Below are 14,403 nucleotides of genomic sequence, written 5' to 3'. Positions count from 1 at the left end.
GGAGTCGGTCCGGGAGGCGGAGTCGGTCCGGGAGGCGGAGTCGGTCCGGGGGGCGGAGTCGGTCCGGGGGGCGGAGTCGGTCCGGGGGGTGGGGCCCGTCTGGGGCATCGGACCGGGCCGAGCTGCGGGGCGGGACGGCCGGTCGGGGGCCGCGGGGGCGGCCTGAGGGGCGGTGCTGGCCGCCGCGGACAGGGCTTCGGCCAGTCCGCCGAGCTCCACATGGACCACGAGGACGGGCTTGGCAGGCGCCGCGGCGACGGCCGAGCGCAGCGCCTCGGCGAGCTCTGCGTCGCCGGTGGTCGCGGAGTCCTCCCCCACCATCGGGATGGCGGTGACCACCACCGCGTCGCAGGTTTCGTCGGCCAGCGTCCGGGAGAGCGCGGCGTGGAAGTCGCCGGCCGAGGCCGAGGTGGTCAGGTCCAGCGGGGCGTGTGGGCGCAGCCCCTCGGCGAGGCAGGCGTCGTAGGTGAGCAGGCCCAGCGACTCGGAGTTGCCGAGGATCGCCACCCGCGGGCCGGTGGGCAGCGGCTGCCGGGCCAGCAGCAGGCCGGTGTCGACCAGGTCGGTGATCGTGTCGACCCGGATCACCCCGGCCTGCCGGAGCAGCGCGGAGACGGTGGCGTGCGGGAGCCGGGTGGCCCGCACGGCATGGCCCTGCGGTGCGGCGCTGCGGTGGCGGGCGCCCTGGACCACGACCAGCGGCTTGGCCGCGGCCGTCCGGCGGGCGAGCCGGGTGAACTTGCGGGGGTTGCCGATGGACTCCAGGTACATCAGGGCGACATCGGTGTCCGGGTCGTCGTACCAGTACTGGAGCACGTCGTTGCCGGAGACGTCGGCGCGGTTGCCGGACGAGACGAAGGTCGAGACGCCGGTCACGCCGGTGACCCCGCCGCCGCGCCGGTGCAGCCGGGAGAGCAGGGCGATGCCGATGGCGCCGGACTGGGCGAACAGCCCGATCCGGCCGGGGCGGGGCATCTCGGGGGCGAGGGAGGCGTTGAGCCGGACCTCTGGCGAGGTGTTGACGATCCCGAAGGCGTTGGGCCCGATGATGCGCATCCCGTACGTGCGCGCGTGCCGCACGAGGGCCCGCTGGCGCTCGCGACCGTCGGCGCCGCTCTCGGCGTAGCCGGCGGAGATCACTACCAGGCCCTGCACACCGTGCTCGCCGCACTCGGTGACGACCTCGGGGACATGGTCGGCGGGCACCGCGACCACCGCGAGGTCGACGTGGGCGTCGATGTCCCGCACCGAGCGGTGGGCTCGCACGCCGTCGAGCTCCTGCAGATCCTCGGGAAAGGCCCGGTTCACGGCGTACAGGCGGCCGGTGAAGCCGGCGTCCCGGATGTTGCCGAGGATGCTGCGGCCCACGCCGCCGGGTGTACGGCCGGTGCCGATGACGGCGACGGAGCCGGGCGCCAGGAGCCGCTGCACGGAGTGGGCCTCGGCGCGCTGTTCGCGCGCGTACTGCACGGCCAGCGAGCGGTCGGTGGGCTCGAGGTCGAACTCCAGCCGGACGACGCCGTCCTCGAAGCTGCGCTTCTGGGTGTACCCGGCGTCGGTGAACACCTTGATCATCTTGGTGTTGGCGGGGAGCACCTCTGCGGCGAAGCGGCGGATGCCTCGCTCCCGGGCGACGGCCGCGATGTGCTCGAGCAGCGCGGAGGCCACACCGCGGCCCTGATGGGCGTCCTGGACGAGGAAGGCGACCTCTGCCTCGTCGGCAGGTACCGAGGAGGGCGTGCCGTCGGGGCCGATGCGGTCGTAGCGCACGGTGGCGATGAACTCGCCGCCGACCGTGGCCGCGAGCCCCACCCGGTCCACGAAGTCGTGATGCGTGAAGCGGTGGACGTCCTTGGCGGACAGACGAGGGTACGGCGCGAAGAAGCGGTAGTACTTCGACTCGTCGGAGACCTGCTCGTAGAAGCTGACCAGGCGCTCGGCGTCATCGACGGTGATGGGGCGCACGCGCGCGGTGCCGCCGTCGCGCAGCACCACGTCGGCCTCCCAGTGCGCGGGATACTCGTGCCGGTCCGGCGAGGTCTGCATGGGCCCCAGAGTACGGCTCGCGTACGACAACGGCGCGGGGCAGTCTGTGGTGGACGACACGGTCGGGCCGAGGCCGCGGCGCGACCGCCGGCGGCGAGTCGTCGGGGCATGCTTCACGATGTGGGAAACTGGTCTAGACAACCCTGAACACCTGAAGGGCAGCATCACATGGCTGAGCGCCGCGTCAACGTCGGCTGGGCCGAGGGTCTCCACGCCCGCCCCGCCTCCATCTTCGTCCGAGCCGCCACGGCCACAGGCGTCCCGGTGACGATCGCCAAGGCCGACGGCAACCCCGTCAACGCGGCCTCCATGCTGGCCGTGCTGGGCCTGGGCGCCCAGGGCGGCGAGGAGATCGTCCTCGCCTCCGACGCCGACGGCTCGGACGCCGCTCTGGACCGGCTGGCGAAGCTGGTCTCCGAAGGGCTCGAGGAGCTTCCCGAGACCGTCTGAGGCCCGCCTTGTCCTCAGCTCCACGAAAGGCCCGCCCGGATCACCGGACGGGCCTTTCGCTTTTCTTTTTTCGGGCAGCAGAAAACAGGGCCCCCGAATTGCCTGTTCTTTGTATACGGCGCCGGTGTTAATTCCGCAGGCTCGGCATGTTTACGGGACGTTGCGAATGCCTCACACGCGCCGGCCGCTCGCCGCCGGAGGCGAAGCGCGGCCGGTGCGCCGGGGCCGCCCGTTCGACGTGCAGCGCGGTGAGCGCGCGGGCCCGCTCGCCGTCCCCGCGGGCCACCGCGTCGACGATGGCACCGTGCTCCGTCCAGGACTCCACCGGGCCGGCCGGCGGCTCCACCGCGTACATCCAGGCGATCTTGTGCCGCAGCTGGGCCAGCATCGCGATCAGCGCGGGACTGCCGGAGGACTGGGCCAGTGTCTCGTGGAACCAGCCGTCCAGTGAGCGCAGGTCGTCGCTGGTGCCCTGGCGCGCCCGCTGCTGCCCCAGCCGGACCAGGCCGCGCAGCACCTTCAGATGCGCCTCGGTGCGGCGCTGGGCCGCCCGGGCGGCGCCGAGGGGTTCGAGGAGCAGCCGCATCTCCAGCAGATCGGCGGCCTCCTGCTCGGTCGGTTCCGCCACGCACGCGCCCGCGTGCCGCCGGGTGACGACGAAGCCCTCGGCCTCCAGGGTGCGCAGCGCCTCGCGCACCGGGACCCGGGAGACGCCGTAGCGCCGCGCGAGCAGCTCCTCGGTGAGCCGGCTGCCGCGCTCGTAGACACCGGCGACGATGTCGTCCCGGATCGCCGTGCAGACCGAGTGCGCCGGAATACGCATGACCGACCTCCGCCTTAATCCCCGTGCAACGTCGTCGAGTGACGTGCGTTCCGTGACTCTATGGCAATGAGCGGGAATTTCCGACGGCGGGTCGGAATCCATGGCTATTTTTTGGACAGACGGACGTTCGAAAAAGTCCGAAAGCCCCGGCTCGGGGCCGGGGCTTCGGGGTGCGGCGTGGGGTGCGGCTCGCGGCTGCCGCTCCGGGCCGCCGCGGCGGCGGGGTCAGAGGCTGACGCCGTGGGCCCGCAGATAGGCCACGGGATCGATGTCCGAGCCGTACTCGGCGCCGCTGCGGGCCTCGAAGTGCAGGTGTGGTCCGGTGACGTTGCCGGTCGCACCGGACAGACCGATCTGCTGGCCCGGGGTGACGCTCTGGCCCACCGAGACGCCGACGGAGGACAGGTGACCGTACTGGGTGTACGTCCCGTCGTGCATCTTGATCACGACTTGATTGCCGTACGCCCCGCCCCAGCCGGCCTCGACGACCGTGCCGGTGCCCACCGCGCGCACGGAGGTGCCGGACGCGGCATGGAAGTCGACACCGGTGTGACTGCCGGAGGACCACACACCGCCGCCGGCCCGGTAGGAGGTGGACACGTAGGAGCCGCTGATCGGGGCGACGAAGGTGTTCAGTCGCTTGCGCTCGGCCTCGCGAGCGGCGCGCTCCCTGGCCTCCCGGGCCTGCTCGGCCGCCTCGCGGGCCCGCTCCCGGGCGGCCTGCTCGGCCCGCTCCCGGGCTGCGGCGTCCTCGGCGGCCTGCCGCTGGGCCTCGGCCTGGGCGTCGATCTGGTCGGCCACGGAATCGCCGATGGTGACGACCGGGGTGAGACCGGTCTGCTCCGCCGCGGGTTCGGCGGCGAGCGCGGGGGCCGCGAGGGTGCCCACCACGCCGCTGGTGGTGAGGGCGGCGACGCCCGCCGCGCGGGCGGTGGTGCGCTGTATCCGGCTGGGCCGGCGGTGCTTCCCGGTGGCGCGCGTGAACGCCATGTACAGGCTCGTCCTTTCCTTCCCTGTCGCCTACCGGGTTAGCTGACGGGTTCGGAGCAGGAAGGTCTCCTACGGACCCCCTCGCTGCGCGCGGGCGTCCGATTCACCCCAGGGACTGCGTTGGGTCCCCGGCTCCCCTGGCTCGCGCCGTACGGGGACTCGGCGATGACTGTCCGGTGCCGCGGGCGCGGCGCACTGCATGACGAACAGCCCGGAAGACGCTAAGGGGGCCAACTTTCAATTCCCAAACGGATCGGCCCTTTTGTAGCGCACACCACAGGCCAGACGGGGAACCTCTCCCTCAATTCGGACATAGCAGGGCCCTGGTGACGCCTGCGCCACCAGGACCCCACGCGCGTGCCGCTGAGGTGCGGTCTACTCGGCGGTCACGACGGTGACTTCACCGATGCCGAGCGCCTCGACGGGATCCTTGATCTCGGCTGCGTCGCCGACCAGAACGGTCACCAGCCGGTCCTCCGGGAAGGCGTTGACGACCGCCGCGGTGGCCTCGACGGTGCCGGTCGCGGCGAGCTGCTGGTACAGCGTGGCCTGGTAGTCGTCCGGCAGGTGCTGCTCGACCTGGTCGGCCAGCGTGCCGGCCACGGCCGCCGCGGTCTCGTACTTCAGCGGCGCCACCCCCACCAGGTTCTGCACGGCGACGTCGCGCTCGGCGTCGGTGAGCCCCTCCGCGGCGAGCATGCGCAGCACGGTCCACAGGTCGGCGAGAGCCGGACCGGTGTTCGGGGTGTCGACGGAACCGCTGATGGCGAGCATCGCCGCGCCGGTGCCGTCCGGGACGGAGAGCAGGACCTGCCCGAAGGACCGCACCCCGTAGGTGTAGCCCTTCTCCTCGCGCAGGACGCGGTCCAGGCGGGAGGTCAGGGTGCCGCCGAGGCAGTAGGTGCCGAGCACCTGTGCGGGCCATACGCGGTCGTGCCGGTCGGGCCCGGTGCGGCCGATCAGCAGCTGCGTCTGGACGGCGCCCGGGCGGTCCACGATGACCACCCGGCCGGTGTCGTCGGCGGACACCGGGGGCACCGGGCGGGACTCGGCCGGGGAGCCGGTCCATGCGCCGAGGGTGTCGCCGAGCAGCGCGTCGAGGTCGATGCCGGTGAGATCGCCGACGACCACCGCGGTGGCCGTGGCGGGGCGCACATGCCGCTCGTAGAAGGCGCGTACGGCCGCGGAGTCGATGCTCGCGACCGTCTCTTCGGTGCCCTGGCGCGGACGCGACATGCGCGAGTCGGCCGGGAACAGCTCCTTGGAGAGCTCCTTGGCCGCACGGCGCGCGGGGTTGGCGAGCTCGTGCGGGATCTCGTCGAGCCGGTTGCGCACCAGCCGTTCGACCTCGCTGTCGGCGAACGCGGGCGCCCGGAGGGCATCGGCGACCAGCCCGAGCCCCTTGGCCAGGCGGGAGGCCGGGACCTCCAGGCTGAGCCGCACGCCGGGGTGGTCGGCGTGCGAGTCGAGGGTGGCACCGCAGCGCTCCAGCTCTGCGGCGAACTCCTCGGCGGAGTGCTTGTCGGTGCCCTCGGAGAAGGCGCGCGCCATGATCGTGGCGACGCCGTCGAGGCCGGCCGGCTCGGCGTACAGCGGGGCTTGCAGGAGCACCTCGACGGCGACGACCTGCTGGCCGGGGCGGTGGCAGCGCAGAACGGTGAGGCCGTTTCCGAGCGTGGTGCGGTCGGGGGCGGGGAACGCCCACGGCTTGGGCTCGCCCGCCCGGGGCCGGGGGTGGAAGTCCATCGTGGCGAGCTCGGTCACTGGTCCGACTCCTCGGTCTCGTCGGTGGCCTCGGCGGCGTCTGCGGCTTCGGGTGCGGTCGGCTCGTAGACGAGCACCGCGCGGTTGTCGGGGCGCAGGCGGGCTGCGGCCACCTCCCGGACCTCGTCGGCGGTGATGTCGAGCACCCGCTGGACGGCGGTGAGGGCGAGCTGCGGGTCGCCGAACAGGACCGCGTACCGGCAGAGTTCGTCGGCGCGGCCCGCGACGGTGCCGAGTCGGTCCAGCCACTCGCGCTCCAGCTGGGCCTGGGCGCGCTCCATCTCCTCCGCCGTCGGGCCCTCCTGGGCGAACCGGGCCAGCTCCTCGTCGATGGCGGCCTCGATGACCGGCACCTCCACGTCGCCGGAGGCCTTGACGTCCAGCCAGCCCAGCGAGGGTGCCCCGGCCAGCCGCAGCAGGCCGAACCCGGCGGCCACCGCGGTGCGGTCGCGCCGCACCAGGCGGTTGTAGAGACGGGAGGACTCACCGCCACCGAGTGCGGTGAGCGCCAGGTCGGCCGCGTCGCACGCGCGCGTGCCGTCGTGGGGCAGCCGGTACGCGGCCATCAGGGCGCGGGCCGGGACCTCCTCCTCGACGATCTCGCGCAGCTGCCCGCCGATGACCTCGGGCAGTTCGCCGTCACGCGGGGCGGGCTTGCCGTCGTGCGCGGGGATGGAGCCGAAGTACCTCTCGATCCAGGCGAGGGTCTGCCCGGGGTCGATGTCGCCGACGACCGACAGCACCGCGTTGTTCGGCGCGTAGTAGGTGCGGAAGAACGCGCGCGCGTCCTGGAGGGTGGCCGCGTCCAGGTCGGCCATCGAACCGATCGGCGTGTGGTGGTACGGGTGGCCCTCGGGATAGGCGAGGGCGGTCAGCTTCTCGAACGCCGTGCCGTAGGGGACGTTGTCGTAGCGCTGGCGGCGCTCGTTCTTGACCACGTCCCGCTGGTTCTCCATCGACTCGTCGTCCAGGGCGGCGAGCAGGGAGCCCATGCGGTCGGCCTCCAGCCAGAGGGCGAGCTCCAGCTGGTGGGCGGGCATGGTCTCGAAGTAGTTGGTGCGCTCGAAGCTGGTGGTGCCGTTGAGCGAGCCGCCGGCGCCCTGCACCAGTTCGAAGTGGCCGTTGCCCTCGACCTGTGCGGAGCCCTGGAACATGAGGTGCTCGAAGAGGTGAGCCAGGCCGGTACGCCCCTTGACCTCGTGCCGGGAGCCGACGTCGTACCAGAGGCACACCGCCGCGACCGGGGTCAGGTGGTCCTCGGAGAGCACCACGCGCAGCCCGTTGGCCAGGCGGTGCTCGGTCGCTGTCAGGCCGCCGGAGCCTGCCTCGGCTGTGGCCGTGTGACCCATGGGCTGTGTGTCCCTTCGATCGCGGAAATCCTGGGTGGGAGTCGCGCAGCCGCAGTGGGCGGAGCTGCGGGATTCCTGCCGATCCTGCCACTGTATGCAAGCGTGCGGGCCGTCCGCGAAGTTCCCGGACGCCGTCTCCCGGAGCGAGGCCCGCGGTGGCTGGCCGCGCCTCGGGTCCGCCGGGGCCTCGCCGGTGCGAGGGCGTACCCTGCGGGCAGCGCCGGGCGGGCGGTCCCCGACGGGTCCTGGTCGGTCGCTGTCAGTGCCGCGGGCCACAATGGTCAGCGTCAGATCACCGTTCACGCTTCAGCAAGGAGCCGGCAGCGATGGCCCGCCGTAGTACGAAGACCCCGCCGCCCGACGACTCGTACGAGGAGAAGATCCTCGACATCGACGTCGTGGACGAGATGCAGGGCTCGTTCCTCGAGTACGCGTACTCGGTCATCTACTCCCGCGCCCTGCCGGATGCCCGTGACGGCCTCAAGCCGGTGCACCGCCGCATCGTCTACCAGATGAGCGAGATGGGCCTCAGGCCCGAGCGCGGATACGTCAAGTGCGCCCGTGTCGTCGGCGAGGTCATGGGCAAGCTGCACCCGCACGGCGACGCGTCGATCTACGACGCCCTGGTGCGCATGGCGCAGCCCTTCTCCATGCGCGTGCCCCTGGTGGACGGCCACGGCAACTTCGGCTCGCTGGGCAACGACGACCCGCCGGCCGCCATGCGGTACACCGAGTGCCGGATGGCCGAGGCGACGGGCCTGATGACGGAGTCCATCGACGAGGACACCGTCGACTTCGCCCCGAACTACGACGGTCAGGAGCAGGAGCCGGTGGCGCTGCCCGCCGCCTTCCCGAACCTCCTGGTCAACGGCGCCTCGGGGATCGCCGTCGGCATGGCCACCAACATGCCGCCGCACAACCTGCGCGAGGTGATCGCCGCCGCCCGTCATCTGATCCGGCACCCGAACGCCGATCTCGACGCCCTGATGAAGCACGTCCCCGGCCCCGACCTGCCCACCGGCGGCCGGATCGTCGGCCTGCCCGGCATCCGGGACGCGTACGAGACCGGCCGCGGCACGTTCAAGATCCGGGCGACGGTGTCGGTGGAGCCGGTCACGGCCCGCCGCAAGGGTCTGGTCGTCACCGAGCTGCCCTTCACGGTCGGCCCGGAGAAGGTGATCGCCAAGATCAAGGACCTGGTCGGCTCGAAGAAGCTCCAGGGCATCGCCGACGTCAAGGACCTCACCGACCGCGAGCACGGTCTGCGCCTGGTCATCGAGATCAAGAACGGCTTCGTACCGGAGGCGGTGCTGGAGCAGCTGTACAAGCTGACGCCGATGGAGGAGTCCTTCGGCATCAACAACGTCGCGCTGGTGGACGGCCAGCCCCTCACCCTGGGCCTGAAGGAGCTGCTCGAGGTCTACCTCGACCACCGCTTCGACGTCGTGCGGCGCCGCAGCGAGTTCCGGCGCGGCAAGAAGCGCGACCGGCTGCACCTGGTCGAGGGCCTGCTCACCGCGCTGGTCGACATCGACGAGGTCATCCGCCTCATCCGCTCCAGCGAGAACTCCGCGCAGGCCAAGCAGCGCCTCGTCGAGCGGTTCTCGCTGAGTGACGTGCAGACCCAGTACATCCTGGACACGCCGCTGCGCCGGCTCACCAAGTACGACCGCATCGAGCTGGAGGCGGAGAAGGACCGGCTCAACGCCGAGATCGAGGAGCTGACCCGCATCCTGGAGTCGGACGCGGAGCTGCGCAAGCTGGTCTCCGGGGAACTGGCCGCGGTGGCCAAGAAGTTCGGCACCGACCGGCGTACGGTGCTGCTGGAGTCGGCGGCCGCCCCGGCGACCGCGATGCCCCTGCAGGTGGCGGACGAACCCTGCCGGGTGCTGATGTCCTCCACCGGCCTGCTGGCCCGCACAGCGGGCGACGCACCGTTCGCGGCGGACTCCGGCGCCAGACGGGTCAAGCACGACGTGATCGTCGCGTCGGTGCCGGCGACGGCCCGCGGCGAGGTGGGGGTGGTGACCTCCGCGGGCCGTCTGCTGCGGCTGAGCGTCGTCGACCTGCCGCAGCTCCCGGCGGATCCGGCGACGCCGAACCTGTCGGGCGGTGCGCCACTGGCGGAGTTCATCTCCCTGGAGGACGATGAGACGGTGGTCGGTCTGACCACGCTGGACGAGTCCTCACCGGGTCTGGCGCTCGGCACCGAGCAGGGCGTCGTCAAGCGCGTGGTGCCCGACTACCCGGGCAACAAGGAGGAGCTGGAGGTCATCACCCTCAAAGAGGGCGACCGGATCGTCGGCGCGGTGGAGCTGCGCACCGGCGACGAGGACCTGGTCTTCATCACCGACGACGCTCAGCTGCTGCGCTACCAGGCCGCGCAGGTGCGTCCGCAGGGTCGTCCCGCGGGCGGTGTGGCGGGCATCAAGCTCACCGACGGGGCGAAGGTCATCTCGTTCACGGCTGTCGACCCGGCGGCCGACGCGGTGGTGTTCACCGTCGCGGGTGCGCGGGGCACGCTGGACGACTCCGTGCAGACCACGGCGAAGCTGACACCGTTCGACCAGTTCCCGCGCAAGGGCCGGGCCACGGGCGGGGTGCGCTGCCAGCGGTTCCTGAAGGGCGAGGACTGCCTCTCGCTGGCCTGGGCGGGCGCCGCCCCGGCCCGCGCCGCGCAGAAGAACGGCTCCCCGGCCCAGCTCCCGGACCCCGACCCGCGCCGGGACGGCTCGGGCGTGTCCCTGCAGAAGACGGTGGCGGCGGTGGCGGGGCCGGTCTAGGACGGCTCGGCGGGCGGCTCCGGCGTCGGCTCGTCGCCCGCGTCGGGGCCCGGCACATAGCGCAGGACGCCCCACATGCCGTGTTCGTCGGCGCTCGGGGCGTCGCTGCGGCACGCCCGGAGCTCCTTGTCGAGAGTGGCGGTGTCGATGCCCGACCCGATGAGGACCAGCTGGGTCAGGCGGTCCTCGGCGGGCGCCCACGGCTGCGGGTGGAAGCGGAGGAACCGGCCGACGGCGTGCACGGCATAGCGGTTGCGTGTGTCGTGCGGGCCGAAATCGACATGTCCCTTGATCCGGTAGAGCCCGTGTGGGCGGCTGTCCAGGAACCGCATCAGCCGCCGCGGGTCGAGCGGGATGCCGGAGACGAAGGACAGACTGTCGTACGCGGTGTGCAGATGGCCGGCGTGCGCGTCGCTCGCGGAGTGGTCGTGCAGGTCGTCGAAGGACAGTTGCCCGATCCGCTCCTCGCCGGCCCGGCAGTCGAAGAGGAACTCGGGGTCGATCCGTCCGTAGGTCGCCGGAAGCACGGCGGCGCCGTCCGCGAGGGAACCGGCGAGGGCGAGCACACGCTCGCCGTCCGTCGCCCGGTCGAGCTTGTTGACCACGACCAGATCGGCCAGGGCCAGATGCCGGTCGATCCCGGGATGCCGGGCGCGGGTGTCGTCGAACTCGGCGGCGTCGACCACCTCGACCAGCCCGCCGTACGCGATCCCGGGAAGCTCGCTGGCCAGCAGCATGCGGACGAGTTCCTGCGGTTCGGCCAGACCGCTCGCCTCCACGACGATCACATCGATACCGGCCTCCGGCCGGGCCAGCCGCTCCAGGTAGACGTCCAGCTCACCGGGATCGACGGCACAGCACAGGCATCCGTTGCCGAGCGAGATGGTCGAGTCGCCGAGCGCGCCGGCCACGGCCATCGCATCGATCTCGATGGCCCCGAAGTCGTTGACGATCGCTCCGATACGGCTGCCGCCGCTGCGGTGCAGGAGGTGGTTGAGGAGCGTGGTCTTTCCGGAGCCGAGGAATCCGGCGAGTACGACGACCGGGATCTGCGGGCTCGGGCTGTGCCCCACTGTGCGACCTCTCTCACGCCTGTGCGTACACCGGCACGCGGCTCGGCGTAGGTACCGGGAACGAATGCCGGACCAGGATACGAGCCAGGCGAAACACGGCGAAGTGAACGATTGTTAGCCGCGTTCGCGGGGCAGACGTTGGACAAGGCGCCGGATCGTGCGGCCTTCGCTGCCCTCTGCGCGCCCCCTCTCCGCCTCCCGCCGATCAGAGCCGCTCGGCACCCGGAGGCGGCAAGCGCCGCCCATCGCTCGCCGGTACCCGTCAGCCGACCCGCACCCGACGACCGGCGGACGGTCGCCTGAATCGGGGGTTGACATGACCACACGGAACAGGGTCGCGGGGAGCCTCGGCTCCGTCACGGCCGGTCTGCTTCTCGCCACCGCGGGGCTGACGCTGGCCGCCCGTCAACGAGACCTGGAGGCGGAGCGACTGCACGTGAGGCGACTGGAACTGGAAGAAGTCGCCTCCCGTCGCCGGGCTCTGGCCCATCAGCAGCGTATGCACTGGGAACTGCTGTCCCGTGCCATGGACGACCCGTCCCTGGCCGCCGTGATCGACACCTACGACCCCGCCGTCCCGGCGGAGAAGCGGCGCCAGTACTTCTACGCCAACGCCTGGTACATCAACCTCTACCACCTCTACCGGGCCGGGATCCTGGACCAGGAGGAGCTGTACGGGCATGCGCGGGAGCTCTTCCAGAACCCCCTGATGCGGGAGTACTGGGAGGCGTCCAGAGGCCAGCGGGCCACACTGAAGCAGACGTCCGACGAGGCACGGATCGGCCGCATGGTCGACGGCCTCATCAGGGATCTCGACGAGGCCGACACGGACGAGTGGTGGGTGGTGGGCACGCCTCCGTCCGCCTGAACCGACAGCCGGAGACGACCGGCGGCCCCGATCGGGCAGGTTCTGTCCCTGCACCCCCATCAGCTGCCCCATACCCAAGCACCCCCGAGCCATAACGCCCGGGATGACGCACGCAGTTGACGTCCCCCGCCGTGTTTCGACGGCGGGCAGGCCGCGAGGGTCTGGAGACAGCCGATGAGTCTGGAAGCGATCGTGTTTCTCGCCGTGGGCGCGGTCGTCGGTCACCTTGTGTACCGACGAGAGGGCATCGGGGCCGCCATCACGGCAGCCGTCGCTGTCGCGGGCCTGCTCCACGTCCTGTCGGGCGGCATTCCCACCTCGGCTCCTCAGCCACCCCCGGCCCCGGAGAACAGTCAGAGCACGTCGGTGCAGGTGCCCGGGGGCTGAGCACCCGGGGCAAGGCGACACGCCCGGCCCGGCGGCCGGCCAGGAGCGGCGGCAACTCACCCGTACCCCAAGTAAGGTACTGCTCTCTACCCCGCGAGCAGACCACGTGTAAGGACCGGTACCCCTTGAAGATCCTGCGCCGTATCGGTGTGCCTCCCAGCGCCCGTGGCAGTGCCTCCGGAGCCAACTGCCCCGATCTGTTCGAGCTGAGCGACGGCAACTTCGCCGTCATCGGCACCGAGGCCACCGAGGCGCTGGAGGGTGAGCTGCCATCCGACGCCTCCCGTGCGGACTACGAACGCATCGTCGTCGTCAGCCGGGAGACGCTCATTCGCGCCAAAGCAGACATCCCCGACGCCTGAACCCCGTCCCCCTTTCCCCGTCCGGCCGCACGCAACCGCCCCCCGCAGTGCCGGACCGTCCCCCCGGCGAGCAGCCGGTACCCCGCCCCTGCTCGACCGCCGGCCGATGAGGCCTGGTGCCAGAAGCACCAGGCCGCATGCTCTCTCAGACCACCGCGGGCACCTCGACCGGCGCAGCCGGTCCGACGTACCGCGCCAGCGGCCTGATGATCTTCGGGTCCCGGGCCTGCTCCAGGATGTTCGCGCTCCAGCCCACCACGCGCGCCGCCGCGAACGTCGGCGTGAACATCTCCCGCGGCAGGCCGCACAGCTCCATGACGACGCCCGCGTAGAACTCCACGTTCGTGTGCAGTTCCCGGCCGGGCTTCAGCTCCGACAGGATCGCCTCGACCCGGCGCTCGACCTCCACGGCGAACTCGACCCGGGGTCCGCCGAATCCCCGGGCCACCTCGCGCAGCATCCGGGAGCGCGGGTCCTCGGTGCGGTAGACCGCGTGACCGAACCCCATGATGCGCTCGCCGGCGAGCACCCGGTCACGGATCCAGGGGTCGATCCGGTCGGGTGTACCGATCGCGTCCAGTGTGTCCAGTGCACGGCTGGGTGCCCCGCCGTGCAGAGGCCCGGACAGTGCCGACACGGCACCGGCGAGACAGGCGGCCACATCCGCCCCCGTCGATGCGATGACCCGGCCGGTGAACGTTGACGCATTGAAGCCGTGGTCAATAGTGGAGATCAAGTACTGCTCGATCGCCCGCGCCCGCCGCTCGTCCGGTTCCTCACCGGTCAGCATGTACAGGTAGTTCGCCGCGTACGGCAGGTCCCCGCGTGGCTCGACCGGTTCGAGGCCCTGTGTGAGCCGGTGCAGCGCGGTGAGCAGGGTGGGCACGGCCGCCGCGGCCACCAGGGTGTCCTCGCGGCGCCGGTCGGCACCGACGTCGTACACCGGCCGGAAGCCCCGGGCCGCGCCCAGCAGGGACAGCGCCGTACGCATCCCCGCGAGCGGCCCTGAGCGGCGGCCGGCCGCGGCGATGACGGGCAGCGCCGTACGCACCTCGCCGGGCAGCCGCCGCAGCGCCGCGGTCTCTGCGGCGAAGGCCGCGGCCCGCCGGGCGTCCGGCAGCCCGCCGTGGACCATCAGGTGCCAGACGTCCTCGAAGGAACGCGTCTGCGCGAGCTCGACGGCCGAGTACTGGCGATAGTGGTAGAAGCCCTCGGTCCCGCGTACGTCGCCGATCTCGGTGTCCGTGACCACGACTCCGGCGAGGCCCCTGGGGACGTCGATGCGCGGGGTGGCACCCCTGTGGACGGGCTTGACGACCTTGGCAGCTTCGGCGGCCTTGGCAGCTTCGGCGGCGTTGACGGCTTTGGCGGCGTTGACGGACATGATGCGCTCCCGCTTCCCTCTGGATGACCATTGAGTGATCACTGAATCTTGATTCGACTGTCCACATGTGACCCACGATCTGTCAATATTGATTCAGTCAATGTGCAGTCTGGAGGGAGAGCAG

General features: G+C 71.7%; 12 protein-coding genes and 1 riboswitch. Of the genes, 5 read left to right on the top strand and 7 right to left on the bottom strand.

Annotation, left to right across the window (positions count from 1 at the left end; genetic code table 11):
- The coding region (locus tag V5O46_RS28700) for a GNAT family N-acetyltransferase (protein ID WP_332887634.1) at positions 1-2,046 on the bottom strand (2,046 nt) is incomplete at its 3' end.
- A 168-nt stretch (positions 2,047-2,214) separates the two neighbouring features.
- On the opposite strand from V5O46_RS28700, the gene V5O46_RS28695 reads away from it, so the two are divergent.
- Complete coding sequence (locus tag V5O46_RS28695; protein ID WP_332887633.1) at positions 2,215-2,496, top strand: HPr family phosphocarrier protein; 282 nt, start codon at positions 2,215-2,217, stop codon at positions 2,494-2,496.
- Between the two features lie 127 nt (positions 2,497-2,623).
- Here V5O46_RS28695 and V5O46_RS28690 read toward each other — a convergent pair whose 3' ends face one another.
- The 4 genes from V5O46_RS28690 to V5O46_RS28675 form a co-directional block, all read right to left on the bottom strand.
- The gene (locus V5O46_RS28690) at positions 2,624-3,319 is read right to left on the bottom strand and encodes a GntR family transcriptional regulator (protein ID WP_332887632.1); all 696 of its coding nucleotides are present in this window, start codon (positions 3,317-3,319) and stop codon (positions 2,624-2,626) included.
- Between the two features lie 225 nt (positions 3,320-3,544).
- Entirely contained in the window at positions 3,545-4,309 is a 765-nt protein-coding gene (locus tag V5O46_RS28685) for a M23 family metallopeptidase (RefSeq protein ID WP_332887631.1), read from the bottom strand.
- Positions 4,310-4,321: 12 nt separating this feature from the next.
- Positions 4,322-4,484: riboswitch (cyclic di-AMP (ydaO/yuaA leader) on the bottom strand.
- A 200-nt stretch (positions 4,485-4,684) separates the two neighbouring features.
- Positions 4,685-6,073 carry a M16 family metallopeptidase gene (locus V5O46_RS28680; RefSeq protein WP_332887630.1) on the bottom strand — a complete coding sequence of 463 codons (1,389 nt, stop codon included), beginning with the start codon at positions 6,071-6,073 and terminating at the stop codon, positions 4,685-4,687.
- Entirely contained in the window at positions 6,070-7,422 is a 1,353-nt protein-coding gene (locus tag V5O46_RS28675; protein ID WP_332887629.1) for a M16 family metallopeptidase, read from the bottom strand. Before V5O46_RS28675 ends, V5O46_RS28680 begins: the two co-directional genes overlap by 4 nt.
- A gap of 326 nt (positions 7,423-7,748) precedes the next feature.
- Between V5O46_RS28675 and V5O46_RS28670 the strand changes: the two genes are divergently transcribed.
- Complete coding sequence (locus V5O46_RS28670; protein WP_332887628.1) at positions 7,749-10,205, top strand: DNA gyrase/topoisomerase IV subunit A; 2,457 nt, start codon at positions 7,749-7,751, stop codon at positions 10,203-10,205.
- On the opposite strand, the gene V5O46_RS28665 is transcribed toward V5O46_RS28670, so the two are convergent.
- Positions 10,202-11,278, bottom strand: a complete 1,077-nt coding sequence (locus V5O46_RS28665) for a CobW family GTP-binding protein (RefSeq protein WP_332887627.1) — start codon at positions 11,276-11,278, stop codon at positions 10,202-10,204. The two genes, V5O46_RS28670 and V5O46_RS28665, sit on opposite strands and share 4 nt — an antisense overlap.
- Positions 11,279-11,594: 316 nt before the next feature.
- On the opposite strand from V5O46_RS28665, the gene V5O46_RS28660 reads away from it, so the two are divergent.
- From V5O46_RS28660 to V5O46_RS28650, 3 genes are all read left to right on the top strand, one after another.
- Positions 11,595-12,146: a DUF6082 family protein gene (locus V5O46_RS28660; protein ID WP_332887626.1), complete on the top strand. Its 552-nt coding sequence runs from the start codon at positions 11,595-11,597 to the stop codon at positions 12,144-12,146.
- A gap of 174 nt (positions 12,147-12,320) precedes the next feature.
- A complete protein-coding gene (locus V5O46_RS28655; protein ID WP_332887625.1) occupies positions 12,321-12,533 on the top strand; it encodes a hypothetical protein in 213 nt (70 codons plus the stop codon).
- 125 nt (positions 12,534-12,658) lie between these two features.
- On the top strand, positions 12,659-12,895 hold the full coding sequence (locus V5O46_RS28650; protein WP_332887624.1) for a hypothetical protein: 237 nt from the start codon (positions 12,659-12,661) through the stop codon (positions 12,893-12,895).
- Between the two features lie 145 nt (positions 12,896-13,040).
- Here V5O46_RS28650 and V5O46_RS28645 read toward each other — a convergent pair whose 3' ends face one another.
- A complete protein-coding gene (locus tag V5O46_RS28645) occupies positions 13,041-14,279 on the bottom strand; it encodes a citrate synthase/methylcitrate synthase (protein ID WP_408649075.1) in 1,239 nt (412 codons plus the stop codon).
- Positions 14,280-14,403 lie beyond the last annotated feature (124 nt).

Origin of the sequence: Streptomyces poriticola (assembly GCF_036689765.1) — a bacterium.
Lineage (GTDB): Bacteria > Actinomycetota > Actinomycetes > Streptomycetales > Streptomycetaceae > Streptomyces > Streptomyces poriticola.
Note: the sequence above shows the minus strand (reverse complement) of the source record. Positions and strands in the feature narration are given on the sequence as shown.